The sequence below is a fragment of the Chryseobacterium sp. MYb264 genome, assembly GCF_035974275.1.
In the GTDB taxonomy this organism is placed as follows: Bacteria; Bacteroidota; Bacteroidia; order Flavobacteriales; family Weeksellaceae; genus Chryseobacterium.
The window spans coordinates 1,806,009-1,829,115 of the sequence record NZ_CP142422.1 but is presented as its reverse complement, the minus strand read 5'-3'; the positions used below and the strand labels follow the sequence as shown (position 1 = coordinate 1,829,115).

At 35.3% G+C, this 23,107-nt stretch carries 27 protein-coding genes; 17 read left to right on the top strand and 10 right to left on the bottom strand.

Features of this window, described 5'->3' with window-relative positions; translation table 11 throughout:
* The first annotated feature begins 30 nt into the window (after positions 1–30).
* From lpdA to VUJ46_RS07810, 6 genes are all read left to right on the top strand, one after another.
* The gene (lpdA, locus tag VUJ46_RS07835) at positions 31–1,419 is read left to right on the top strand and encodes a dihydrolipoyl dehydrogenase (protein WP_326984435.1); all 1,389 of its coding nucleotides are present in this window, start codon (positions 31–33) and stop codon (positions 1,417–1,419) included.
* A gap of 153 nt (positions 1,420–1,572) precedes the next feature.
* Positions 1,573–2,187 (top strand): PH domain-containing protein, encoded by a 615-nt coding sequence (locus VUJ46_RS07830; protein ID WP_326984434.1) that lies wholly within the window; start codon positions 1,573–1,575, stop codon positions 2,185–2,187.
* Positions 2,188–2,315: 128 nt separating this feature from the next.
* A complete protein-coding gene (locus VUJ46_RS07825) occupies positions 2,316–2,849 on the top strand; it encodes a hypothetical protein (protein ID WP_326984433.1) in 534 nt (177 codons plus the stop codon).
* A 406-nt stretch (positions 2,850–3,255) separates the two neighbouring features.
* Positions 3,256–4,239: an aldo/keto reductase gene (locus VUJ46_RS07820; RefSeq protein WP_326984432.1), complete on the top strand. Its 984-nt coding sequence runs from the start codon at positions 3,256–3,258 to the stop codon at positions 4,237–4,239.
* Positions 4,240–4,273: 34 nt separating this feature from the next.
* Positions 4,274–4,846 carry an NAD(P)H-binding protein gene (locus VUJ46_RS07815; RefSeq protein ID WP_326984431.1) on the top strand — a complete coding sequence of 191 codons (573 nt, stop codon included), beginning with the start codon at positions 4,274–4,276 and terminating at the stop codon, positions 4,844–4,846.
* Between the two features lie 71 nt (positions 4,847–4,917).
* Entirely contained in the window at positions 4,918–5,724 is an 807-nt protein-coding gene (locus tag VUJ46_RS07810; RefSeq protein ID WP_326984430.1) for a patatin-like phospholipase family protein, read from the top strand.
* 39 nt (positions 5,725–5,763) lie between these two features.
* Here VUJ46_RS07810 and ade read toward each other — a convergent pair whose 3' ends face one another.
* The 6 genes from ade to VUJ46_RS07780 all read right to left on the bottom strand — a co-directional run bounded on the left by ade (position 5,764) and on the right by VUJ46_RS07780 (position 11,827).
* On the bottom strand, positions 5,764–7,392 hold the full coding sequence (gene ade / locus VUJ46_RS07805; protein WP_326984429.1) for an adenine deaminase: 1,629 nt from the start codon (positions 7,390–7,392) through the stop codon (positions 5,764–5,766).
* A gap of 109 nt (positions 7,393–7,501) precedes the next feature.
* The gene (locus VUJ46_RS07800) at positions 7,502–7,933 is read right to left on the bottom strand and encodes a hypothetical protein (RefSeq protein WP_326984428.1); all 432 of its coding nucleotides are present in this window, start codon (positions 7,931–7,933) and stop codon (positions 7,502–7,504) included.
* A 52-nt stretch (positions 7,934–7,985) separates the two neighbouring features.
* Positions 7,986–8,690 carry an ABC transporter ATP-binding protein gene (locus VUJ46_RS07795; protein ID WP_326984427.1) on the bottom strand — a complete coding sequence of 235 codons (705 nt, stop codon included), beginning with the start codon at positions 8,688–8,690 and terminating at the stop codon, positions 7,986–7,988.
* Positions 8,691–8,774: 84 nt separating this feature from the next.
* Entirely contained in the window at positions 8,775–9,317 is a 543-nt protein-coding gene (locus tag VUJ46_RS07790; protein WP_326984425.1) for a hypothetical protein, read from the bottom strand.
* A gap of 503 nt (positions 9,318–9,820) precedes the next feature.
* Entirely contained in the window at positions 9,821–11,221 is a 1,401-nt protein-coding gene (locus tag VUJ46_RS07785) for an MFS transporter (protein WP_326984424.1), read from the bottom strand.
* Positions 11,222–11,260: 39 nt separating this feature from the next.
* Positions 11,261–11,827: a TetR/AcrR family transcriptional regulator gene (locus tag VUJ46_RS07780; RefSeq protein WP_326984423.1), complete on the bottom strand. Its 567-nt coding sequence runs from the start codon at positions 11,825–11,827 to the stop codon at positions 11,261–11,263.
* Between the two features lie 119 nt (positions 11,828–11,946).
* On the opposite strand from VUJ46_RS07780, the gene VUJ46_RS07775 reads away from it, so the two are divergent.
* Genes VUJ46_RS07775 through VUJ46_RS07765 form a run of 3 tightly spaced genes read left to right on the top strand, consistent with a single transcriptional unit; the run spans position 11,947 to position 13,471 of the window.
* The gene (locus VUJ46_RS07775; RefSeq protein WP_326984422.1) at positions 11,947–12,648 is read left to right on the top strand and encodes a hypothetical protein; all 702 of its coding nucleotides are present in this window, start codon (positions 11,947–11,949) and stop codon (positions 12,646–12,648) included.
* 36 nt (positions 12,649–12,684) lie between these two features.
* The gene (locus VUJ46_RS07770) at positions 12,685–13,176 is read left to right on the top strand and encodes a DUF6985 domain-containing protein (protein WP_326984421.1); all 492 of its coding nucleotides are present in this window, start codon (positions 12,685–12,687) and stop codon (positions 13,174–13,176) included.
* A gap of 1 nt (position 13,177) precedes the next feature.
* Positions 13,178–13,471 carry a hypothetical protein gene (locus VUJ46_RS07765; protein ID WP_326984420.1) on the top strand — a complete coding sequence of 98 codons (294 nt, stop codon included), beginning with the start codon at positions 13,178–13,180 and terminating at the stop codon, positions 13,469–13,471.
* Positions 13,472–13,474: 3 nt separating this feature from the next.
* Here the strand turns inward: VUJ46_RS07765 and VUJ46_RS07760 are convergent, their stop codons facing one another.
* Both VUJ46_RS07760 and VUJ46_RS07755 read right to left on the bottom strand, forming a co-directional pair.
* Positions 13,475–14,188 (bottom strand): LytR/AlgR family response regulator transcription factor, encoded by a 714-nt coding sequence (locus tag VUJ46_RS07760; protein ID WP_326984419.1) that lies wholly within the window; start codon positions 14,186–14,188, stop codon positions 13,475–13,477.
* Complete coding sequence (locus tag VUJ46_RS07755; protein WP_326984418.1) at positions 14,185–15,192, bottom strand: sensor histidine kinase; 1,008 nt, start codon at positions 15,190–15,192, stop codon at positions 14,185–14,187. Before VUJ46_RS07755 ends, VUJ46_RS07760 begins: the two co-directional genes overlap by 4 nt.
* Positions 15,193–15,377: 185 nt before the next feature.
* Between VUJ46_RS07755 and VUJ46_RS07750 the strand changes: the two genes are divergently transcribed.
* From VUJ46_RS07750 to VUJ46_RS07730, 5 genes are read left to right on the top strand one after another with little or no spacing between them, the layout of a single operon-like run.
* Complete coding sequence (locus VUJ46_RS07750; protein WP_326984417.1) at positions 15,378–15,698, top strand: hypothetical protein; 321 nt, start codon at positions 15,378–15,380, stop codon at positions 15,696–15,698.
* Positions 15,673–16,599 (top strand): FAD:protein FMN transferase, encoded by a 927-nt coding sequence (locus tag VUJ46_RS07745; protein WP_326984416.1) that lies wholly within the window; start codon positions 15,673–15,675, stop codon positions 16,597–16,599. The genes VUJ46_RS07750 and VUJ46_RS07745 overlap by 26 nt, the downstream gene beginning before the upstream one ends.
* A complete protein-coding gene (gene rsxC, locus VUJ46_RS07740; protein WP_326984415.1) occupies positions 16,590–17,843 on the top strand; it encodes an electron transport complex subunit RsxC in 1,254 nt (417 codons plus the stop codon). The genes VUJ46_RS07745 and rsxC overlap by 10 nt, the downstream gene beginning before the upstream one ends.
* Before the next feature lie 3 nt (positions 17,844–17,846).
* A complete protein-coding gene (locus VUJ46_RS07735; protein ID WP_326984414.1) occupies positions 17,847–18,935 on the top strand; it encodes an RnfABCDGE type electron transport complex subunit D in 1,089 nt (362 codons plus the stop codon).
* A gap of 5 nt (positions 18,936–18,940) precedes the next feature.
* A complete protein-coding gene (locus VUJ46_RS07730) occupies positions 18,941–19,591 on the top strand; it encodes a nitroreductase family protein (RefSeq protein WP_326984413.1) in 651 nt (216 codons plus the stop codon).
* Between the two features lie 66 nt (positions 19,592–19,657).
* Here the strand turns inward: VUJ46_RS07730 and VUJ46_RS07725 are convergent, their stop codons facing one another.
* Positions 19,658–20,527, bottom strand: coding sequence for a LysR family transcriptional regulator (locus tag VUJ46_RS07725; protein ID WP_326984412.1), 870 nt, complete (start codon positions 20,525–20,527; stop codon positions 19,658–19,660).
* Positions 20,528–20,754: 227 nt separating this feature from the next.
* Here VUJ46_RS07725 and VUJ46_RS07720 point away from each other — a divergent pair, with 227 nt between their 5' ends.
* The 3 genes from VUJ46_RS07720 to VUJ46_RS07710 are packed head-to-tail and all read left to right on the top strand — an operon-like array spanning position 20,755 to position 21,892.
* Positions 20,755–21,045, top strand: coding sequence for a putative quinol monooxygenase (locus VUJ46_RS07720; RefSeq protein WP_326984411.1), 291 nt, complete (start codon positions 20,755–20,757; stop codon positions 21,043–21,045).
* Positions 21,046–21,048: 3 nt separating this feature from the next.
* Positions 21,049–21,345, top strand: a complete 297-nt coding sequence (locus tag VUJ46_RS07715; RefSeq protein WP_326984410.1) for a YciI family protein — start codon at positions 21,049–21,051, stop codon at positions 21,343–21,345.
* Between the two features lie 37 nt (positions 21,346–21,382).
* Entirely contained in the window at positions 21,383–21,892 is a 510-nt protein-coding gene (locus tag VUJ46_RS07710; RefSeq protein WP_326984409.1) for a PPC domain-containing DNA-binding protein, read from the top strand.
* A gap of 78 nt (positions 21,893–21,970) precedes the next feature.
* On the opposite strand, the gene VUJ46_RS07705 is transcribed toward VUJ46_RS07710, so the two are convergent.
* Positions 21,971–22,882, bottom strand: a complete 912-nt coding sequence (locus VUJ46_RS07705; protein ID WP_326985082.1) for a helix-turn-helix domain-containing protein — start codon at positions 22,880–22,882, stop codon at positions 21,971–21,973.
* Between the last annotated feature and the right edge of the window lie 225 nt (positions 22,883–23,107).

Here is a 23,107-nt window from a genome sequence, read left to right as displayed (position 1 = left end):
TCCTTAAATTCGCATAAAAATTTTAAACTAATGAATTACGATATTATTGTCATCGGAAGTGGTCCTGGTGGATATGTTACTGCCATTAGAGCGGCGCAATTAGGTTTTAAAACTGCAATTATCGAGAAAGAAAATTTAGGAGGAATTTGCCTTAACTGGGGATGTATTCCAACTAAAGCTTTGTTGAAGTCGGCTCAGGTATTTCATTATATCAATCACGCTGAAGATTATGGTTTAAATAAAGTGGAAGGGAGCTTTGAGTTTCCAAATGTAATCCAAAGAAGCCGTGGAGTGGCCAACAAAATGAGTAAAGGGATTGAGTTCTTGATGAAAAAGAACAAAATCGATGTTATTTTAGGAACTGCAAAAGTACAGAAAGGCAAAAAAGTTTCTGTTACAGATAAAGATGGAAAAGTAACTGAATATGCAGGGACTCACATTATTATCGCAACCGGAGCTCGTTCTAGAGAATTACCAAACTTACCTCAGGACGGTAAAAAAGTAATCGGATACAGACAGGCATTATCTCTTCCTGAGCAGCCAAAATCTATGATTGTTGTAGGTTCTGGAGCAATCGGGGTAGAATTTGCTGACTTCTATAACACAATGGGTACAAAAGTAACCGTTGTTGAATTTATGCCGAACATCGTTCCTGTAGAGGATGAGGATGTTTCTAAGCACTTAGAAAAATCTCTGAAAAAATCAGGTATCGAAATTATGGTAAATGCTTCTGTAGAAAGCGTTGATACAAGCGGAGAAGGAGTGAAAGCTACAGTGAAAACCGCTAACGGAAACGTAGTTCTTGAAGCTGATATTTTATTGTCTGCTGTGGGTATTGCTGCAAACATCGAGAACATTGGTCTTGAAGAAGTGGGAATCCAGACAGATAAAGGTAGAGTTTTGGTCAACGAATGGTACGAAACTTCAGTTCCCGGATACTATGCCATCGGAGATTTGATTCCTACTCAGGCTTTGGCGCACGTTGCTTCTGCGGAAGGGATTACTTGTGTTGAGAAAATCAAAGGTCTTCACGTTGAGAAAATCGACTATGGTAATATTCCTGGATGTACTTACTGTCACCCTGAAGTTGCTTCTGTTGGTCTTACAGAAAAGCAGGCTAAAGAAAAAGGATACGAGATCAAAGTGGGTAAATTCCCTCTTTCTGCAAGTGGTAAAGCAACAGCCAACGGAAATACTGACGGTTTCGTTAAAGTAATTTTCGATGCTAAATATGGCGAGTGGTTAGGTTGCCACATGATCGGAGAAGGGGTTACAGATATGGTTGCTGAAGCTGTTGTTGCCAGAAAATTAGAAACGACTGGCCACGAAATCATCAAATCTATTCACCCGCACCCAACGGTTTCTGAAGCGATCATGGAAGCTGCCGCTGCTGCATACGGTGAAGTGATTCACATTTAATTGTAATATACCACTTTGTCAAAGTTTTTAATCTTTGACAAAGTTTAATAATAGAAGAAGCCACAGACAAAAAATCTGTGGCTTTCTTTTTTATTTCAGTTATTTTCTTAATTTTATTTCATTAAATAAACTTTTAAAAATTCAAAAAAAACGATGTTTAAAAAATTAGCGGCAGAAGCGTTAGGATTAGGTGATATCGGTAAAATTATTCCGTCTCATGATTATGATAAAGTAGATTCAGATGATTATATTTTATCCGAAGACAACGAAAAAATTTTCTTTTTAATTAAATCTAAAAGAGATGAGTACTGCTTCACCAACAGGGCACTTATTCACATTGACGGCGCAAGTGCGCTGGATAAAAAGAGAACATTAAAGAGATATGAATATTACCAGTTTCCTTTCTCCAATATTGCATTGCAGACCGCCGGAACAATAGATCTGGACGTTGAAATTTCATTCAATATCGGAAATGTTTCTTTGATGATCAGCGTTGCCAAAGGCCAGATCGACCAGCTGAAAGATCTGTATAAAGCACTTCTGGCGATTCAGCAGGAAGTTCACCACAATCATTCTCTGTTGAACTTTTCTAATGACAGCATTCAGAAGGCCGTTGCAACGGTGGCTTCAGGAAAACAGGAAAATGTTTCAAAAAGTCAGGAATTAAGAGCAATCAATGAGTATATTTTCGCCTGGAACACCACAAGCTTTGATAAGTATAATCAAAAAGATTTCTCAAGAATTTTTGAGAAGTATATTAACAATTAAGTATTAATTTATCTATATTTAAAGCTCAGATTTGTCTGGGCTTTTTTATATCAGTTTTTATCATGAAAAAAATAAATTTATTACTTCTTTCCCTTTGTTTTAACTTTTTATTTTCTCAAAAAGAAGAGATGTTCAAGGAAATATACTTTCCTGTGAAATATGTGCTTAAAAATTCTAAAGATACAGTAAAAACCAAAGTTCTGAATGTGGGTCTCTATGACAACTCAGAGTTTTCTCCGGGAACCTATATCAGGCAAATGACGGTTCTCGAGCCTTCAGGTAAAAAACAGAGGATTAATGAAAATGATATCAAGTTTTTAGAAATTCGCGATCTAAAAAAAGTAAGAAGACGTTTCGTGAATTCAAAATCCGTTCTTTCCAAAGAGGCGGGATTGCTTCAGGTGATGTTTAACGGAAATAAAGCAGCTTGGTACCGAAAAAGTTTTTATACAGGTCCTATTTATACATACGAAACTCAAAATATTGATTATCTTATTATTCGGAAGAACAAAGACCTAACTGAAATATCTTTTAAAGCTCCCGGATTAAAGCCTTTGCTAAAGGAAAAGTTAGGAACTTCTCCCGATATTTCAGCATTAATCGATACAATGGCGGATGAAAACGACCTTGTCAATATTCTGAAATTGTACGACAAAAAATAAAGAAAATAGCAGTTTATTGTAAAAAGATTCCTCAACAGATTTTGAATTTTATGAAGCTGTTTCCCGCTTTCCACTATATCTTTTGTTCCGCTTCGCTGCACAAAAGGATGTCGTTGCAATCGGGGCTAGGGTCGTTGCCATTTATCAGAGATTTCTGAAATTGATGTAAAGTTTGTCATCCCACAGAGATCGTAGCTACAATCACTTCATTCATTTTATCGCAGATAAGGCCTTTGTGCTTTAAAAACAAATAACAGGCAAAAGAATTAATCAAATTAGTTTAGGTATTCACAATTTTAAACATCATGTAATCAGTAATTTTGGTAAATAATACCGTAATCTGTATACAAACTCACATAATTTTAGTTCCGAAATTTGTACTATAAATTGAAATAGTACAATCAAGATGAAAACAAGAACATTAGGTAAAAGCGGACTTGAAGTTTCCGCTTTAGGTTTAGGATGTATGGGGTTGACTTTCGGTTATGGTCCTGCTACCCCCGAAAATGAAGCGATTGATCTGATCAGAAAAGCATATGATTTAGGAGTTACTTTTTTTGATACAGCTGAAGCGTACAGTCAGGGCGGAAATGAAACTTTGCTTGGTAAAGCCGTGGCTCCGTTCAGAGATAAAGTTGTCATTGCGACAAAATTCGGATTTCTGGATGGTGACGCCATGAAAGGTGTTGACAGCCGACCGGAAAGAATTCGCCAAGTCGCTGAAAATTCATTAAAATATTTACAGACCGATTATATCGATCTTTTTTATCAGCATAGAGTAGATCCCAACGTTCCCATTGAAGATGTTGCAGGAACGATTCAGGATTTGATTAAAGAAGGAAAAGTAAAACATTGGGGAATGTCCGAGGCTGGGGTAGAAAGTATTCGAAGAGCTCACGCGGTACAGCCCGTTGCTGCATTACAAAGTGAATACTCACTGTTTTATCGCGAACCGGAAAAAGAGATCATTCCAACATTAGAGGAATTGGGAATTGGTTTTGTGCCGTTTAGCCCGCTTGGAAAAGGCTTTTTAACAGGAACAATCAATGAAACGACTCAGTTCGCAGCAGAGGATTTCAGAAATATAGTACCTCGTTTTTCAGAGGAGAACAGAAAGGCGAATCAGGCATTGGTGGATCTGGTTAAAGATTTGGCTATAGAGAAGAAGGCCACTCCGGCTCAGGTGGCCTTGGCTTGGCTTTTGGCTCAAAAACCCTGGATCGCTCCGATTCCGGGAACGACAAAAATCCATCGACTTGAAGAAAATGTGGGCGGCGCTTCTCTCGAACTTTCAGCAGATGATTTAGCGAAGATTCAACATGCTTTGTTAACCATCGAAATTGTGGGAGAAAGATATCCTCAGCATCTTCAGGCAAGAGTTGGAAAATAATTTTCCGTCTTTTACAAATGAATTAAAAATTTAAATGAAAAAAATACTTATCATAGGAGCTACAGGCAGTCTGGCACAATATGTTATAGAAGCTGTAAAACCTTTGGAAAATATACAGTTAACTTTATTCGTAAGAAATAAAAACCGACTTTCCCGATCTATTTCGGAGGATTGTGAAGTCATAGAAGGAGATGCACTGCGGTTCAGTGATATTCGAAAAGCCGTAAAAGGTCAGGAAATCGTTTATATTAACCTAGACGGAGATCTCGGAATAATGACTGATAATATTGTGAAAGCAATGCAGGAAGAAGGTGTGAAAAGGGTAATTGCCATCAGTTCTATCGGGATTTATAATGTGCCGTTGCGTCCCGTTTTAGAGCCTTACCGAAAATTGGCCGATATTATTGAAGATTCAGGATTGGATTACACTATTCTTCGACCGGATTGGTTCACCAATACTGACGAGATCGATTATGAAATTACTTATAAAGGAACTCCTGAAAAAGGTTCCGCGATCTCTAGAAAAAGCATTGCCGATTTTGTTTCAAAACTCATGAATTATCCTAACTTGTATATCAATCAGAATCTTGGGATCAGTAAACATTAAAATATTTTTAAAATTCTGATATTTTAGGAATTTAATCCGATTATCTCGCTCTGTTTTCTTACATTTATTCTATGAATTTTAAGAAAACAGGGCTTGTTTTATCAGGAGGTGGTACAAAAGGTATTGCCCATGCAGGCGTATTAAAATTTCTTAACGAAAAAAATATCGATGTCGATATTTTATCATGCTGTAGTGCCGGTTCTATCGTCGGTGCTTTATATGCCGTGGGGAAAAGTCCCGAAGAGATTCTCGAATTTTTTAATTCCGTTTATTTTTTCAACTGGAAACATTTTACCTTCAATCAGCCTGGATTGGTTTCTTCAGTGATTTTCCGCAATTATCTCAACCCTATTTTTGGTGAAATGAAATTGGGTGACTTGGATAAAGAAGTGAAAATTGTTGCCACGGAATTAGTCAATGGAACCGAAAAGATCTTCGATGAAAATTTCAAGGTGGTAGATGCCATTATTGCTTCATGTTCCATTCCGGGCATTACAACACCTTACATTATCGGCGATGAAATGTATTGTGATGGAGGAGTGTTGAACAACTTTCCCGCAGATATTATCAGCGAGGATTGCGATAATTTGATCGGTGTTTTCGTATCTCCGCCCCATGACATTAAAATTAACGATCTTAAATCCATAAAAGCAGTCGTTTCCCGTTCCTATGACTTACTTTCTTATCGTGTAGAAAAAGCAAAATTCGACTATTGCGATTGGTTTATCACTTCGCAGGAACTTTCTACTTACGGAACTTTTGAAAGAAGAAAGGACAGATTAGATGAAATTTTCAATATCGGATACCACGCAGCTAAAGATAGTTTTAATGAAACTAAATTTTACGCAGAAACCGAAATTGAAAAACGAATTGTTTAAAATCGGTATATTCCTGATAACTATTTGATCCTTTGTTGTTTACTTGATAAAAACATCCGTGTACTCAAAACTTTTCCCATTAAACAGACCTTTATCACTTAATTTAAGTTCAGGAATGACCAAAAGCGCCATAAAAGACAAGCTCATATAGGGAGCTCTCAGTTTGCTTCCCAGTTCTTTGGCACGCTGGTCTAATTTTATATAAGATTCAGCAACTTTTTCTGCCGGAAGATTCGTCATAATTCCTGCAATGGGAAGCTCTAAAACCATTTCTTCTGTTTCTGTGGCAAGAGAAATTCCTCCTTTTGCTCTTATGATTGCATTAACGGCTTTACACATATCTTCATCATTGGTTCCTACAACCACAATATTATGACAGTCATGGGCTACACAAGAGGCAATTGCTCCGGTTTTCAGACCTATATTTTTGATAAAAGCAGTGGCTACAGGAGCATCATAATAACGATTGACAACCGCAATTTTCAGGATATCCTCATTGGGATTAGATTCGGCAAAGCCATTTACAATTAATGATTCTGCGTGGATTTCTTTGGTGATTAATTGTCCGTCCAAAGTTTCGATCACACGGATTTTTTCGCCGTTACTTTTTATTTTAAAATCTGAAGGTTCTTTTAAACTGCAATGAAAATTATTGACAATCGGAGCTTCAAAAGAGGACAGAAAGGATTCTCCTTTTTCTGCAACCACATTTCCATCGATATACGTTTTTAAAATATTGAAATCCTCAAGACTATCAATTTCAATGAAATCTGCCTTGTCTCCGATTTGTAATAATCCGACAGGTAAATTGTAATGTTGGATAACATTATAAGAAGAAGCTCGTAAAACATCATACACATCATATCCCAACTTCAGGGCCCGCTTTACATGATCGTCAATATGAGATTCAATCAGATTATCGGGATGTTTATCATCACAACAGAACATGATCTGATCCGGGAATTCTTTTAACAATGGAATTAAAGTCTCAAAATTTTTGGCAGCACTTCCTTCACGAATCATGATTTTAACTCCGTGTTGAAGTTTTTCCAACGCTTCCTGATAACCAAAAGATTCGTGATCGGTTGAAATTCCCGCGCTAAAATAGGTCTTCATTTCTTCACCCATCAATCCGGGAGCGTGCCCGTCAATAGGCTTTCCATGCCTTTTTGCGGATTCCAGCTTTTTCAGTACTTCTTCGTCCTGATATATAACACCGGGAAAATTCATCATCTCAGCGAGATATACAATTTCTTTCTTGTCCAGTAACTGATCAATATGTTCAGCATCAATTACAGCTCCTGCAGTTTCAAAATTGGTGGCGGGAACACATGAAGGAGCCCCGAAATAGAAGTGAAAAGGAGTTTGCCGTGCATTATCAATCATATATTCAACACCGGAAATTCCTAATACATTGGCAATTTCATGCGGATCTGAAATCGTTCCCACAGTTCCGTGCTTTACCGCGATTTTTGCAAATTCCGTCGGAACAAGCATACTGCTTTCGATATGAACATGGGCGTCAATAAAACCTGGCAGAATATACGTTTCAAGCGTTTCAGAAATTCTTTCTATTGAACTGATTTTATTGTCTTTAATTGTAATTTCTGCAGGATATGTTTCCTTTGAAACGATGTCGATCAGGTTAGATTTAATGGTGAATGCCATTGATGTTGAATATTTTTAAGTGAATTTACCAAAATAATAGTAAACAAATGTTGTTTAAAAAGAAAATTCCTGATGCGGAGATCAGGAATGATAAGCTATTGAATTAAAATTAATTTTTTACAACTATTCCGTCTTGATTGACGATTGTTTTTCCGTTCTGATCAATAACAACCAAAGTATAAGCCGGAGTTTTTGCAGATGCCGTTAAATAGTTTCTCCAGACCTGGTACGTGTAGCCATTGTTATCGAATTCGTAATAATAGTTTCCGCCACTGCCATCAGGAATTAAATTTCCGTTAGAGATGATCATGGCTGGTTTTGTCGAAACTTTTCCGTTTACACCCCAGGATTGGTAAAGGTAATTACCATTAGGTTGCTGATCAATCTTTATTTTAAATTTTTTAGTCTTGATAATGACCGATTTAGGAACTCTTTCTTTTTGATAATTAACTGTTGATACAGGATTTTCATTAATTACATTAGCACTGGCTAATGAAAATTGTACAATACAAAATGTACCTAACAAAATTTTTTTAATCATTTTTTTAAATGTTTATCAGTTGAGATTAGTTCTCAATCAAAAATAAAGCCATTTAAACCGCTGCCTGTGTATAATTAGCGAAAGCCTCTTCCAGACTTTCGAATTTGCCTTTAAACTCATCAATCGGACAGTCCTGAAGAATATTCCCTGTATGAATCAGAATTACTCTTGAACAAAGCGCTTCAACCTCCTGCATGATGTGTGTAGAAAGCAAAACGGTTTTCTGCTGACCGATTTCTTTGACCACATTTCGGATCTCGATAATTTGATTGGGATCCAGTCCGTTGGTTGGTTCATCAAGAATTAAAAGGTCAGGTTGATGAATAATAGCCTGAGCTAAACCAACTCTTTGTTTGTATCCTTTTGAAAGTTGCCCGATTTTCTTCGATCTTTCCGGAGTAATGCCCACCAGTTTAATCACCTCATCTACTCTTGAAGATGGGATTTTATGAATATTGGCAACGAATTGCAGGTATTCCTTCACATACATTTCAAGATACAGCGGATTATTTTCAGGGAGAAAACCAATGTTTTTCTTACTTTCTATTTCATATTCGGAAATATTTTTTCCGTTAAAAATTATTTCGCCTTCATCAATTTTCAATGCACCGACAATAGATTTCATCAAAGTTGATTTGCCTGCTCCATTAGGTCCCAAAAGTCCGATGATTTCGTTTTTCTCAATCGAAATATTGATGCTATTAAGTGCGGTTTGTTCACCAAATTTCTTGGTTAAATTGTTTATGTGAAGAGACATATTGTATAGAATCTTTTTTGCAAAAATAAAATAAAAAAACTCATTCAGAGAGAATGAGCTGGGTAATTATTTTAAAAAAAGTAATTATTTTCTTGATTTCTTATCTTTTCCACCCGTAGTAGGAGAGACTTTTGACGAATTTGTATTATTGGCCGCTGCTGGAGGTCTGTCGTAAAGAGCCGATTTTCCGGTGGATTTTCCAAAAACTTTGTCAACCTGTTTTTTGTTCAGAAACTGTGACTTACCTACATATTTTCTGTTTTTATTGATATACTGTATAAACTGTACGGTGGGCTGGCCATAGTTTTTCTCGTAGTGCAGCTCGATAATATCGTTGGGTAGCTCCAGCGTGATATTTCCCACCGGAGGATCAATAAATCCGTCTGATATCATTTTATACAAACCTTCAACATCAGCATTCAGATTTAAAAATGAGAAAGAGCGGATGGTGTTCAGATTACTGGTGTTCAGATCCTGATAATTAATAGTAAATTGGTCATCTTTTTTATATAAACCAACGGAATTATCTTTACCTATTTCCACCAAAGTTTCGTTTTTCAACACTTTAATTTGCGAGAAAACAGAAATACCGAACATACAAGTAAATAGTAAAATTATTTTTCTCATGGGCTGGATTTTAATGTCTTATAAATTGGTGTATCTAAATGTATTAATAAAAAAAATAAAAAACAATCTTATTCTTTACAGCAAAAGTAATATTTTTTTTTAATATTCTTCAGAGAGACCAAAAGTATAGTATGCTACTCATGGAATAAAATATACTTTAAAACGTTTTGTTAATGAGTAATTTACAATGTTTTAAAGTTTAATTTTTCTTAAAATCCGGATATTTCGATTTTGTATTAATTTTATATTGTAATGTGCTTATAAACAGTATTTAACTTTAATTATAGATGAAAAAAGATATGAATTTAAAATAAATGTTAATTCTGCTCATGGTAGTGATACAGTTGCCCCCTGATATTCCGGTTACTTGTTTATCTGGTATTCTCAAAATTTCGCTGATCTTTTTGAAATAAATGAAGATATCCGGTCAGTGCCAAAAGAAGCCACCTATTTGGAGGTGATATGCTCGGTTTTTTTAATAGGAGTATCTAAAGTCTGTTTAATTATTTCATTTTAATAACAGATTGGGAAAGATGTATTAAGATGATTAAAACTCCGGTCAGGCAAAGAATATGAATAGCAGTACTGTATCTAAAGGCCTCATAAAAATATGAAAAATCTCTGTTCTGATGAATATAATGATAAAAAAAGCCACCGGTACACGCAATTCCAAAAGCACCGGACAGCTGTTGTAACGTGGAATAGACACCGGAGGCATTACCGGCCAAATGCTCAGGAATCCCTCTCAATGCGATATTGGCAAATGAAGGAAGTACTAATGCGACTCCCGCTCCATGAAAAATCATGATGATATATCCTGGGAATTCAGTGTTTTTATAATGAAATGCCATAAGCTGAATAAGTAAAGTAATAATAATGAGAAGAACCCCCGAAATAAGCACTTTGCTTCCCAATTTAATCAGTAATTTTGGGGCAAATAATGATGAGAAAATAAATCCCAACCCCTGAAATACAATGAAATTTCCCGCCTGGAATGGCAATAAGTGCAATGCATCCTGAAGAAAAACGGCTAGAATGAAAAAGTAAGCATCCAGCATAAACATAAAAAGGCCTGCAGCCATCAAAGCCCTGCTAAAGTTTTTGTATCTGAACAGTTCTAGATTGAGAAGAGCTTGGTCTCCCTTTCTCTTCTGTTTCATTATAAAATAAATAAGCAATAGAATGGAGGAAATCAATAAAGTTATAAAAATAGTGAACGACTGCTCTAAGGCGGTTGTTACTGAAAACAGCAGTAAAATAAGCCCGATGCAAAGTATAAAAGCACTTGGAAAATCTATTTTTACAGAATTCGGAGTAGAAGATGAGTCTTTTAGAAAAATGGTTGCTAAAATAATGGTAATACCACAAATAGGAATATTAATAAGGAAAATATACCGCCACGACTGATCGACGATAATGGGTTTTAACTCTACCAAAAGACCTCCTGAAAATTGACCAAGCATTGTCCCAATACCGATGGCTATTCCGTACCATCCTAGAGCATGTGTACGTTCTTTATGGTCTTTAAAGAGAATCTGAATGTAGGATAAAACCTGGGGTGACATGAATCCGGCACTCACACCTTGGAGAAACCGTGAGGCAATTAATTGCTCTGAAGAGATTGCAAAACAACAACCAGCCGAGAAAATCATAAAAAATACCAATCCGGAAATAAATACTTTTCTTCTTCCATAATGGTCTCCCGCTTTACCTCCGAGAATAAGAAATGATGCAAAACCAATCATATAAATCGCAACCACCTGCTGAACACCTGATTGGGTAAGCTTTAATCCGTTTTGGATAGATGGAATCGCGATATTGACAATAAAAATATCGATAATGGTAAGTAAATGAGCCAGCAGAAGAACGGTCAGGGCAAGCCATTTTTTAGTTTTACTTTTCATAATATATAGAAAGGTCTATCTATTTTAGTTTAAAAAAAATTATAACAACTCTTTGACTGTTTTTTTAACATTCTTCAGATCATCAGTATTGCCAAGGATACTGCTTGAAACTACCGCCCCCTCGATCATCAGGAAAATAGTTCGCGCAGAGATTTCTTTTGCCGAGCTCTTATTTTCAGGGGATTCTGTTTCTGACAGAATAGTCTTTATATAATCATACTGACGCTGCTTATGTCCCGAAACGATATCGGCAATTCTCTGGTTCTGTCTGCCAATTTCTGCATTGATCTTGATAAAATGACAGCCCGAAAAATCTGCTTTTTGCTGAAGGTCAATTCGGTAATCAATCATCTTTAAAATCTTTTTTGAAGCATTTTTTTCGTTTTTCAGATACTCATTTAAATTAGAAAAAAATTCAGTTTCCTGCTGCTGTAAATAATAACATAAAAGATCTTCTTTCGATTGAAAATGTTTATATAAAGAGCCAATCGCAATGCCGGCCTCCGCGATGATCTGATTGATTCCGGTACTGTTAAAGCCCTGATGATAAAAAAGACGGGTTGCTGTTTCCACAATTCTTTCTTTCACGCTGATCTTTTTAGCCATCTTAAATTTTTTACGAAGATAAAACAAAAAATAGATAGAGTTATCTATTTTTATTGAGAATTGCTTTAGATTTTTTATATTTGAGGAAATAACTGATCACCAGGTAAAATACAGAATTTATGAAAACTCATCTTCTAAAAAAAATAAAATACTTCTTAGCGCTTTTGATATTACCTTTTTTATTGTCCTGCCAGAAAGGTTTTGATGTTTCGGAAATGTCTTTTCCCATCAATATGACAGTTGTTAAAGAAAAGGTAAAACTTGAAGAGGACAAGTCATTTTCGGATATGACAAGATATTATACAACCGATAAAAAGGCCATCAATTTTTACGGAGAAAACTTTGCAGGTTCTAACGGAACACCACCTTTTACGCTCGATAATAAGATTTCTTTTTACGAAGAAAATAAATCTAAAAAAGTGGATGCTTACGGAATTGATATCAATACGACCGATGAAGCCGAAGATTTTGAAAAATTAATAGATTCAAAGTTGGGAAAGGCTGATTTTGCCTACAAGAACAACGATTTCTCTTTTACCATTTGGGAGAATACAGGTAAATATTATTTTTTTGAAACCAATAATACCGGAGAGCTAAACGGTAAAAAATTCAAATCTTGCACGTTACATGTGATCAATCCGAAAAATACATTTTTTGTCAATTACTTTATTGCCGGAGGTTTTCAGTATTTTGGAGATTATTTGTATGAAAAAGCGAAGCCCGAACATCAAGGCAAAAAGTTTAGCTATCGTGATTTTATCGATGTAAAAGAAAAGGAAGACGGAAAAGATTCTTATTTCCTGAAAGATTATGTGAAGTAAATAAGTTGAAATTAATTGATATTGAGTTAAATAAACATGACACAACATTCACTTTTTGGAAAAGTACAGGAAGATTGGGCTGGTTTTTCGGCAGAGATTTTCTTTTGGCATCCTTTTTTTGAGGATAATAAAGCTGAAATATTTTTGGGAGATGAATTTGATGAAGATGGAGAAGAGATTGATGAACCACCAAGTGATGAGGATCTAAACATTTATGCAGAAACCTATCAGCGTTTTATTAATCTTTTTGATGTTATTTTACTTGATTTACAGCAAAAAGCGTTTGAGAGATACCAAAAACTCTATGCCCATTATTATGAAAATACAGAGAAATCCGGTGAACCTCCTTTGAATATTGATTCTGTGGAAAAACATAATCCATTCATTAAAGAATTGAATGATATAAGGATCAGTAAAAATAATACCATCCGATTATCGCTTCATTATCAGTTGGATACGGAACATGGGCTTGAATTTAAATTCATTGATAATCAGATTGATGCCATTGCCGGAATTGCCGAAACGTAATATGAAATGTAAGCCTAATCGAAAAAAATTAAAAGTAATCGGAATCCTTTTAATGATTATTTATCTTCCTTTTCTGCTATTTTATGTGGGCGTTGCCATTCCTGAATATTGTGCTTGTGAGGAGTGGATGTATGAAGGCCAGCGGGGAGTTGATATTTGGGGAAATGAGGTTTTGTGTGATGGCGAAAGTCAGGCCTTTGGCAAAATGTTTTTTCAATTGGCAACAGGAGTATTTATAAGTTTTTCAATCGTTATCGGATTGGTTTTCTTCTTCATGTATCGGTGGAGAAAATAGTCCTTACATAGCTGTATTGATGAAATCCTGTAACTTCTGTTTAAAAGTAATTCCCACCGGCAATTTGATATCATCCATAGAGATCTCATTATTTTCGAATCTTTCTATTTTTTGCAATGAGACAATATAAGATTTGTGAATTCTGAGAAACTGTGATGAGGGCAGGTTTTTAAGAACTTCCTGAGTGGTCATGGAAACCAGATGAAATTTCCGACCCATAAATATTTTGATAAAATTTCCGTAACTCTGGATATAACTGATCTCATCTAACCTGATGTCTTCATCTTTTCCATTTACTTTTATCTTGAGATGAGTTGGTTCTGTCAAAGGATTTTGTTTGAATGACGGATTTTGATACGATAAAAAACGTTCAACCGATTTAATGAATCGTAAAGAAGAAATTGGCTTTAACAGATAATCGATCACACCAAATTCGTAGCTTTCCAGGGCATATTCGGAATAGGCGGTCGTAAGAATAGTTTTGGGTGGATTCGGTAATAGTTTTAAAAATTCCAAACCTGAAAGTTCGGGCATATTAATATCTAAAAACAGAAGATCAATTTCCTGATCTCTCAGAAAACTTAGGGCTTCGATCGCGTGGTAACATTGTCCTGAGAGAAGAAGGTCGGGGTGTTTTTCAATATAATTCATCAACACATAATGTGCCGCCGGTTCATCATCTACGATCAGACATTTATATGTATGAGCCTCTGTCATAGTTTTATTTTTAAAGCAACGGTGAAGATATTTTTGTCATTTTTAATCTGAAGATCGTAATTGTTTTTATACAGCATTTCAAGTCTCATTCGCGTATTTTCGAGTCCGACTTTGGTCGATGTTTCTGATTTTTTTGTTGGAACCGAATTGGCAATATTCAATAATAAATAACCATCCAAAATTGAGAGATCAATCTTCACAAAACAATCATCAATGCTGCAGGTTCCGTGTTTAAAGGCATTTTCAACATAAGTGAAAAGAAGCATCGGAGCGATTTTGAAATCTTTGGGATGCTCAATATTACAGACAAAATCAATTTTGCAGCGATGTCCCATTCTCTCTTTTTCCAGTTCGATATAGCTTGAAATGAAATCGACTTCTTTTTCTATGGTTACCGTTTCTTTTTTTGTGTTTTCGACCTGATAACGCAGCAATTCAGAAACCTTCAAAATTAATTCAGGCGTTTTTTCGGGATATTTAAAGCTGATTCCATAAATGGTATTCAGGGTATTGAATAAAAAATGCGGATTGAGCTGCATATTCAGAAAAGCCATCTGATTTTTGTTGAATAAAAGCTCCTTGCTCGCCTGGATTTTTTGAGCACGGTAATATTCAACCAGCCTTGTAGTTCCCAGAATACAGATCAGTGATCCCAGTAAAATTCCCATCTGATACTGATAAGACATTTTGATCGGATTATTGTGTAGAAAACAGCTTTTATAGAGTTGATTGATCGTTAAATAATTCAGTGCAACGGCAGAAATCACCAATAATAGAAAGGTAAACAGTAAATATTGCAGCAGTTTATGCTTTTCAATTAAAATCGGTAACAGAAAAAAACGGTTGATCTGTGCATGACCGTATAACAGAATAAAGTAAATAATTCCCAGAAAAAGGCTCTTCCAGCTTGCGATAAGAATCCAGTCGTTTAACGTGAATAATACGAAAGAAAAGACGAGAAGAATGACTTCCTGTAAAAAATTACTTTCAATAAATTGTTTCATTTTACCGTACATGAAGGTAAGTTTTTATGCAAAAGTAACGTAAAATAAAAGGATTTGATGATAAAAATGATGAATTCAATTCGTCATTTTTTTAGCGAATATATCATTAAAATCATGGTTTACGGTGTCGGGAAAACTATTTTTGTCTCATCAATCTATTCAAAACAGCTATTAATAAACGTTAGATGAAGTTACAGTCGGCTCTACTATATGGTATCGGGATTATTTTGCTCATTTTTGGAAATAAAGAATTTTTCGAGAATCTCAAGGAAGAGAAAGAATTAGCCAAAGAAAATGAAAGACAGGCTTTGGAAGCTGAAAAGGAGAAAAAGAAATCTTTTGAAGTTCAGAAACTGGAATATGATTCGGCAAAATCGGAATGGCGAAATCCCAATTTTTATTTCCAGATCGTCAACGTGGGAAATGTGAATTTCAAAGCGCTGAAGAAGAATACCAAAGTTCAACTTGAAACCAACGACGATGAAAAAGCTTCTGAAAGCAAATAACGTATATCTTTCGAAAACCGAGCGACTGTTTTATTGCGACTGTAAGATAAAAATTCCGACGAAATATGATGCTGAGATCATCGATCAATGTTTTGAAGCAATGTCGGAAATTGATTTAAAATACAATTCTTATCAGCAGGATTCATACATCGATCAGATCAATAAAAACAACGGAAATTGGGTGAAAGTTGATCAACAGTTGATTGATTTAATTCAAATCATCAAAAAAATAAGTTCGATCACTTCTGGGGCTTACGATATCACTTCGATGCCGCTGATTCGTCTTTGGGGATTTTATAATAAGGAAAATGACTCAATTCCGATTTTTGAAGACATTGAAAAAATGAAGCAAAATATTGATTATAATGAAATTCAGATTAGTGGAGATTTAATTAAAATTAATAAAGGTCAGGAAATCATAACGGGCTCTTTTATCAAAGCTTTTGCCGTAGATAAGGCCATTGAAATTCTGAAAGAGAATGGAGTGGAAGACGCCCTGATTAATGCAGGAGGAAGTACAATTAAAGTTCTCAATAATGCTGAACATCCGACCTGGAAAATTAAAATTCCGGATGCTGAAACATCTGTTTACAACGAAGAATCGGAGGTTTTAATTTCTAATGAATGTTTCAGCCTTTCGGGAAGAAATGAGAATTGTATTACGATTGGAAACCAAAAATTCGGTCATATTCTGAATGCAAAAACGGGCTATCCTTCACAGACTTTGCAGGTGGGCGTCATCTGCGAACAGGCTTTTTTAAGCGATGTGCTGTCGACGGCTTTATTTGCTGTGGAACCTAACGAATTTCCGAATGTCGTGCAAGAACTTCAGGAGAATTTCGAATTTGAATTTTACAGAATTGAAAACAACGGACTGAAAATAAAAAGTACATGCTTCTAATCTCTTCATTAAAAAATAAAACGAAAAAAATACAGATCCGAACGATTTCAGATCCTGAGTATTTCTATATTCCACTGAAAAGTTACCGTTCGGAAATGAAGCCTGTGGTTGAAATTGGAGCGCAGGTGAAAAAAATTCAGTTATTGGCAAAATCTGATGATTTTTTTTCAAGCAGTATTCACGCTCCGGTTTCAGGGATTATTTCTGAATATATCAAAATTGATGATCAAAATTTCATCGTTTTAAAAAATGATTTTCAAAATGATGAACTCCCTTTCTCATCAAATGATTATACTGAATTAACGACTCAGGAATTTATTCAAAAGCTCAGTGATTTCGGGGTTGAAGGAAGCGGCGGCGCGAGATTCCCGACGCATGTAAAATACAATAATACATTTTCTGAAATCGAGACATTTATCATTAACGGTGTAGAATGCGAACCATATCTGAGTGCAGACTATGTTTTGATGAAAGAGCAAACGCAGGAGTTGATGAAAGGACTCCAAGTTGTTCAGTACTTTATTAAAGCTAAAAAAATCGTTGTTGCGATTGAAAAACAGAATAAGGAGCTATCGACTATTTTGCTTAAAATTTCTAAAGAATATAATTTACCATTAAGTATAAAACTGGTTAAAAATAATTATCCTCAGGGAAGCGAGCAGCAGTTAATAAAATCCATCACAGGAAAAGAAATTAAGAAGGGTGAAATTCCATCTCAACATGGTATTTTAGTTAATAATGTGGGAACAATCTGGTCAATTTATAAAGCCTTTTATGAAAATATTCCTTTTACGGAAAGGATCATCACGTTATCAGGAAACAACAAGACAAAACTTGGAAATTACCTCATCAAAATAGGAACTCCGATTGAGCATATTTTAAAGGAAACCCAAAGTTCCGTCAATAATAATGAAACGGTAGTGCTTGGCGGTGCGATGATGGGGAAGGCGGTGAAATCTCTCTTAACGCCAATCAATAAAGGTTCTGGAGGAATTCTTTTGCTTAAAAATAAAAAAACGAAGTCGCATAACTGTATTAGCTGTGGATATTGCGTAGATGTCTGTCCGCAACGTCTGTTGCCTTTGGAATTTCTTCGCTCAAACTCGGAAAACCAAGTGTTGAAACTGAAAGAACTGAATGTTCAGGATTGCATAGAATGCGGTGCCTGCGCGTATGTATGCCCGAGTGATCTTCCGTTGATGGATGCAATTTTCAAGGGGAAAAAGCTTTTACATAATAATTAAAAAATGAACTTGAATCCTTATATAAAACCTAAATTTGGCAGTACTTTTTTCGTAATGCTCGATGTGATTATCGCTTTGTTGCCGATGGTCGTGATGTCATGGTTTGCTTTTGGAATGAAAGCTTTAGCGGTGACTGCTGTTTCGGTGGCGGTTTGCTTAGTTACAGATATTGTATTTTCGGCTGTTGTATTAAAGAGAATCCAACTTTCTTTTGATCTGAGTGCAGTGATTACAGGTTTGCTGCTGGCTTTTACCATTTCTCCCGTTACACCGCTGTATGTTGTGGCTTTTGGAGCAGTTATGGCGATCATTTTTGGGAAAATCGTCTGGGGCGGAACGGGGAAGAATAAATTTAATCCTGCCTTGGTGGGTCGGGAACTGATGACGGTATTTTTTGCTTCAGTTATGACTTCTTCATCGATTTGGAATACGAAGAATTTTATTAATATCAATTCCTCAACTTTTTTTTCCTCTTTAGGTTTAGATAGCGATTCTTCTTACTTGGAAAGTCTACTCTATAAAACTTCGGGTGCCATTGGAGAATATTCGGCGGTTTGCATCGCACTTGGCGGCTTGTATCTGCTGTTGCGCAAAAGGATTTCATGGCATATTCCTTCATCGGTTTTCTTTGTTTTTATTCTGTTATCATGGATTATTAATTATGAAGGGGACTTCAAATTTTCAGTTTCAGGATTGCTGCTCGGAGCGATTTTTATGGCGACGGATATGCCTTCCAGTCCGATAAATATGAAAGGGAAAATCTTCTACGGAAGTATGATCGGATGTATCGCTTTTGCCTTTATTCTGGGCGGAATCAGCAATGAATATATGTCATATTCTATTTTATTATTGAATGGTTTTTCACCTAAAATCAATGAACTTTTTAAGCCAACCGCATGGGGCAACAAAACAGAATACCGCCCATTTATCGAAAATATATCCAAACTGATTTTGATGATTCTGGTTTTTGCTTTTGCCATCATTTCATTATACCATTATCAAATGATTAAGTATGTGGTATACCTGTATATTATCTTCACTGTATTGAAGTTTAATTATTCATTTAGCAAAAAAATAAACAGTCCTATTTAAAAAATATGAAAAAACTATTATTATCAGGTTTTATCCTGGTGAGCTTACTTTCATGTAAGGATAACGAAGCCCCGAAAACGTATTACACGGGATCTGCGACACAGGCCATTCTCGATAATATGCTCACGAGAAGATCGATCAGAAAATACACCGATCAGCAAGTGTCTCAAGAGCAGATCGATACGATTATGAAAAGTGCGATTTTTGCGCCGAGTGCTTTAAACAAGCAACCTTGGGAAATCCGAGTGATTCAGAATCCTAAGATTTTGGCAGAAATCAACCAGCGTTTTCTGAATTTTGCAGAAGGGAAAGAGATGCAGGGAAGTGCGGCTAAATATAAAGAACCTGGATTCAGTATTTTTCATCATGCGCCAACTTTAATCGTGATGGCAATTGATAAATCTAATCCAACCGCAAAGCTGGATGCAGGAATTTCTCTACAAAATATTCTTTTAAGTGCCCACGCGCTCAATTTAGGAACCTGTCCGTTGGGGTCTTTGGTCACGGCTTTAAATCTTCCGGAAAATCAGGATTTATTGAAATTATTAAATATTCCTGAAGGCTATGAAGTGGGAATTAATATCGCATTAGGCTATCCTGCCGAAAATCCTAAAGCACCGATTCGCTATTCCGAAAAGGTGAAAATTATAAAATAATTTTACCTATTATATTTACATTTTTCTACGAAAGGGATCTCTTTGAGGTCTCTTTTTATTTTAAATTTAACCGGAAATCAGCATCTCATAAAAAAGTTCTACTTTTTTCGATAAATAAATATTTTTTAAGGTGATTAGGGAGACTTTTCTGTTCATTTTCTTGCCTGAAATAGGGATTCCCACTAAATTTTCTTCATTTTTAATGGTGACATCTGCCATTATTCCATATCCAATATTCTTTTTAATTAATTCAATTTGAGTGGGATTGTCATTAACTTCCATAATGATTTTCAGATCAATTCCCTGCTCATTGGTGATAGACTGGAGGAAATTCCAGGTATTGAAATCTGTATTCTGAACAATTAATCCATATTGGCTCAATTCCTTCAGGGAAATACTTTTCTTTTGGGCAACAGGATTTTCCTTAGCGCTGATAAAACAGGTAGATGAGGTAAATAAATACTGTGAATGAAATATATTTTCATCAGGCTGCATATCAAATGTGATTAATGTATCGATTTGATCATTTTTAAGTTTATCAAGCATATCATTAGATGAACCAAAATGAACAATGATCTTGATATGAGGATATGTTTGATGAAAATTAATGATCACATTTTCTATGAAAGACCGAAAAGCAAATGTAACCCCAATGCGGAGTTCGCCGCTGTTGAGCTGCTTAAGATCGTGTAATGCTGCGACCGCATCTTTAGATTTTTGAATACAGTCTTTGGCGTAATGGTAAAAAACTTTGCCTTCCTCGGAAAGAGAAATATGTTTTCCGTTACGATGAAACAACAAAGTATTCAGTTCTGCCTCCAGCTGCATGATCTGTTGGGATAGCGTGCTCTGAGAAATGAAAAGCTGTTTCGAAGCATTGGTGAAGTTCATGGTCTCTGCCACTTTTACCATATACCGTAGTTGTCTGAGTTCCATATTTTATCGTTGAAAATTGATCCAGTCAAAGATAATTCTATAATCGTTACTACCGATAGGTTCTATCCAAAAAAAGAATTATGATCTATAATAAAACTGTCATAACTTAGTGTCTGCTAAAAGAAAGACTTTCCTTTTCATCAATATTAAAAAAAAGGATTGTATAATTTTTGAAGTAGTAAAAAATTAGTATTAAAACGCGATTAATCATCTTATAAAAATAAAATATGCAGACCCTAAAAATCGTTGCCCGCTTTGTGGTAACCAATGAAACGAAAGAGGACGTAAAAGCAAGTATATTAAAATGCGCTGAAAGTTCCCGAAAAGAAGAAGGAAATAATTATTATGATCTTACGGAGGAGGTTCAGAATCCGAATGTACTGGTGATCCTTGAAGAATGGAAGTCTCAGGAGGCGATTGATTTTCATAATTCAACGCCACATTTTAAGGAACTGATCAGCAGTATTTCAGGAAAAGCAGAAGTTTCCATTGATGTTTTAAAAACAATTAATCTTTAATTTATGTTATTTATTGTCAGATGCCAGGATAATGAAAATAAATTATCGATAAGGGAAAAATATACGGAAGAGCATAAAAAGTTTCTTGAAGCGTATAAAGACCATATTTTGGTTCCCGGAAGCTTACGTTTAGAGGTGGATGGTGCTGCCCAAGGTTCCATCTGGATTGTAGATGCAGAAACGAAAGAGCAGGTAAGGGAGATATGTAATCGGGATCCTTTTTTCATCAATGGATTAAGAAAATCTGTAGATATTTTCATCTGGAATAAAGTATTTCCTGAAACAAAGACATTGATTTAATTTTTTTCTTTTTCATCAATTTAAAATTAAAAAGAATATGTTCATCAAGAAAATTTTAACAATTATAATTACAGCAATCATGGTACAGGTACAAGCACAGTCCTTTTTAGAAGGAAAAGGGTGGACAGCCAGAAAAGTAGAATCAACCTATATTCTCAGCATTAAAGATAAGACAAGTATTCTGGATGCGCTGACAGATTTTGTAAAGACTCAGAAAATTCAGGCGGGACAAATTACTGGTATTGGTGCTGTAAATGAAGCTACGTTGAGGTTTTTTAATCCCGAAACAAAAAAATTTGTAGATAAAACCTTTAAAGAACAGATGGAAGTCACGAATTTAACGGGAAATATTTCTGAGATCGCGGGTGAGCCTCTTCTCCATTTGCATATTACCTTAGGTAAAAGCGATTATACAGCTTTAGCAGGGCATTTGCTGGATGCGAAAATTCGTGGTGCAGGAGAGATTTATATCAATACGATTGACAGTAAAATCAGTAAAACTAAAAATGAAGAAGTGGGACTTAATTTTTATGATTTTAAGCAATAAATGAAGCCCACAATTCAATAAAAAAGAGCAAAATAATTCAAATTTTGCTCTTTTTTATTGTATAGATTTACGTCAAACTTAATTAGAATTTCTATATTCCATAGGCGATACGCCAACTTTTTGCTTGAACAGACGTGTAAAATGCTGAGGATATTTAAACCCGAGCTCATAACCAATCTGGCTGATCGATTTATTGATGTCGAAGATTCTTTCTTTTGCTAAATTAATAACGTTCGTCTGGATATATTCCTGAGGAGAAACGCCGGTTTCTTTTTTGATCAGATCACCGAAATAATTGGAGGAAAGATTCAGAGCATCAGCACAATATCCAACCGATGGCAACCCAATGTTTTGCGGGCGGTCTGAAATGAAATAATCTTGCAAGAGCTTTTCAAATCGTTCTAAAATGCTTCTGTTAGGCGTTTCACGGGTAAGGAATTGCCGGTCGTAAAAGCGTTCGCAATAATTCAGGAACAGTTCAATATTGGCGGCAATCAGTTTTTTGCTGTGCTTATCAATGGTTTGTTCAAGTTCAAACTGAATATTATCAAAGCAATCCAAAATAATCTGTCTTTCTTTATTGGAAAGATGAAGAGCTTCATTCATTTTATAAGAGAAAAAGCCATAATCGTGAATATTTTTTCCTAAAGAAGTACCGTGAATCAGATCCGGATGAAAAATAAGAACATGCCCTTTAGGTTGATAATTAGACACTTCGTAGGCTATATCCCAAGCCTGTCCGGGACCTACAAAAACCAATGTTCCTTCCTGATAATCGTAATAATCCCGACCATAACGAATATCTCCACATACCACATCTTTCAGAAATACAGCATAAATTCCGAAATTCATTTTCACCTTCGTTCCTGCTTCCCATTTTCTGGGTGGGCATTTAGATAGATCCAATATGCTTACCAAAGGATGTAAAGTTTCGATTCCGCATGAAGTGTTATAATCACTTACTGAATTAAAATAGACGATCTCATTCATCATGACCAATTATTTACAGAACAAAATTACATATTATAAACAGTTAAGCCTCATGGTTTTATGAGAAACAGTAATATTGGTAAGGAAAGCAGTAATTGATATAAAAAACCTGAAACATTTCGTCAGGATTAACAATAGAATTAAAGTTTTTGGTTATTACATTAATTAATGTATTCTTTTTTGTAACTGATTGATAAAGAAAAATGTAGTAAATCTATTTTATGT

Excerpts from the sequence above, each read along its gene's own strand:
- VUJ46_RS07795 (WP_326984427.1), bottom strand. The coding sequence starts at position 8,690 with ATGTCTCTTCACATAAACAATTTAACCAAGAAATTTGGTGAACAAACC.
- VUJ46_RS07790 (WP_326984425.1), bottom strand. The coding sequence starts at position 9,317 with ATGAGAAAAATAATTTTACTATTTACTTGTATGTTCGGTATTTCTGTT.
- VUJ46_RS07820 (WP_326984432.1), top strand. The coding sequence starts at position 3,256 with ATGAAAACAAGAACATTAGGTAAAAGCGGACTTGAAGTTTCCGCTTTA.
- rsxC (WP_326984415.1), top strand. The coding sequence starts at position 16,590 with ATGCTTCTAATCTCTTCATTAAAAAATAAAACGAAAAAAATACAGATC.
- VUJ46_RS07715 (WP_326984410.1), top strand. The coding sequence starts at position 21,049 with ATGTTATTTATTGTCAGATGCCAGGATAATGAAAATAAATTATCGATA.
- VUJ46_RS07785 (WP_326984424.1), bottom strand. The coding sequence starts at position 11,221 with ATGAAAAGTAAAACTAAAAAATGGCTTGCCCTGACCGTTCTTCTGCTG.
- VUJ46_RS07720 (WP_326984411.1), top strand. The coding sequence starts at position 20,755 with ATGCAGACCCTAAAAATCGTTGCCCGCTTTGTGGTAACCAATGAAACG.
- VUJ46_RS07755 (WP_326984418.1), bottom strand. The coding sequence starts at position 15,192 with ATGAAACAATTTATTGAAAGTAATTTTTTACAGGAAGTCATTCTTCTC.
- VUJ46_RS07765 (WP_326984420.1), top strand. The coding sequence starts at position 13,178 with ATGAAATGTAAGCCTAATCGAAAAAAATTAAAAGTAATCGGAATCCTT.
- lpdA (WP_326984435.1), top strand. The coding sequence starts at position 31 with ATGAATTACGATATTATTGTCATCGGAAGTGGTCCTGGTGGATATGTT.
- VUJ46_RS07830 (WP_326984434.1), top strand. The coding sequence starts at position 1,573 with ATGTTTAAAAAATTAGCGGCAGAAGCGTTAGGATTAGGTGATATCGGT.
- VUJ46_RS07710 (WP_326984409.1), top strand. The coding sequence starts at position 21,383 with ATGTTCATCAAGAAAATTTTAACAATTATAATTACAGCAATCATGGTA.
- ade (WP_326984429.1), bottom strand. The coding sequence starts at position 7,392 with ATGGCATTCACCATTAAATCTAACCTGATCGACATCGTTTCAAAGGAA.
- VUJ46_RS07725 (WP_326984412.1), bottom strand. The coding sequence starts at position 20,527 with ATGGAACTCAGACAACTACGGTATATGGTAAAAGTGGCAGAGACCATG.
- VUJ46_RS07815 (WP_326984431.1), top strand. The coding sequence starts at position 4,274 with ATGAAAAAAATACTTATCATAGGAGCTACAGGCAGTCTGGCACAATAT.
- VUJ46_RS07825 (WP_326984433.1), top strand. The coding sequence starts at position 2,316 with ATGTTCAAGGAAATATACTTTCCTGTGAAATATGTGCTTAAAAATTCT.
- VUJ46_RS07775 (WP_326984422.1), top strand. The coding sequence starts at position 11,947 with ATGAAAACTCATCTTCTAAAAAAAATAAAATACTTCTTAGCGCTTTTG.
- VUJ46_RS07705 (WP_326985082.1), bottom strand. The coding sequence starts at position 22,882 with ATGAATGAGATCGTCTATTTTAATTCAGTAAGTGATTATAACACTTCA.
- VUJ46_RS07745 (WP_326984416.1), top strand. The coding sequence starts at position 15,673 with ATGAAAAAGCTTCTGAAAGCAAATAACGTATATCTTTCGAAAACCGAG.
- VUJ46_RS07735 (WP_326984414.1), top strand. The coding sequence starts at position 17,847 with ATGAACTTGAATCCTTATATAAAACCTAAATTTGGCAGTACTTTTTTC.
- VUJ46_RS07750 (WP_326984417.1), top strand. The coding sequence starts at position 15,378 with ATGAAGTTACAGTCGGCTCTACTATATGGTATCGGGATTATTTTGCTC.
- VUJ46_RS07780 (WP_326984423.1), bottom strand. The coding sequence starts at position 11,827 with ATGGCTAAAAAGATCAGCGTGAAAGAAAGAATTGTGGAAACAGCAACC.
- VUJ46_RS07800 (WP_326984428.1), bottom strand. The coding sequence starts at position 7,933 with ATGATTAAAAAAATTTTGTTAGGTACATTTTGTATTGTACAATTTTCA.
- VUJ46_RS07810 (WP_326984430.1), top strand. The coding sequence starts at position 4,918 with ATGAATTTTAAGAAAACAGGGCTTGTTTTATCAGGAGGTGGTACAAAA.
- VUJ46_RS07730 (WP_326984413.1), top strand. The coding sequence starts at position 18,941 with ATGAAAAAACTATTATTATCAGGTTTTATCCTGGTGAGCTTACTTTCA.
- VUJ46_RS07770 (WP_326984421.1), top strand. The coding sequence starts at position 12,685 with ATGACACAACATTCACTTTTTGGAAAAGTACAGGAAGATTGGGCTGGT.
- VUJ46_RS07760 (WP_326984419.1), bottom strand. The coding sequence starts at position 14,188 with ATGACAGAGGCTCATACATATAAATGTCTGATCGTAGATGATGAACCG.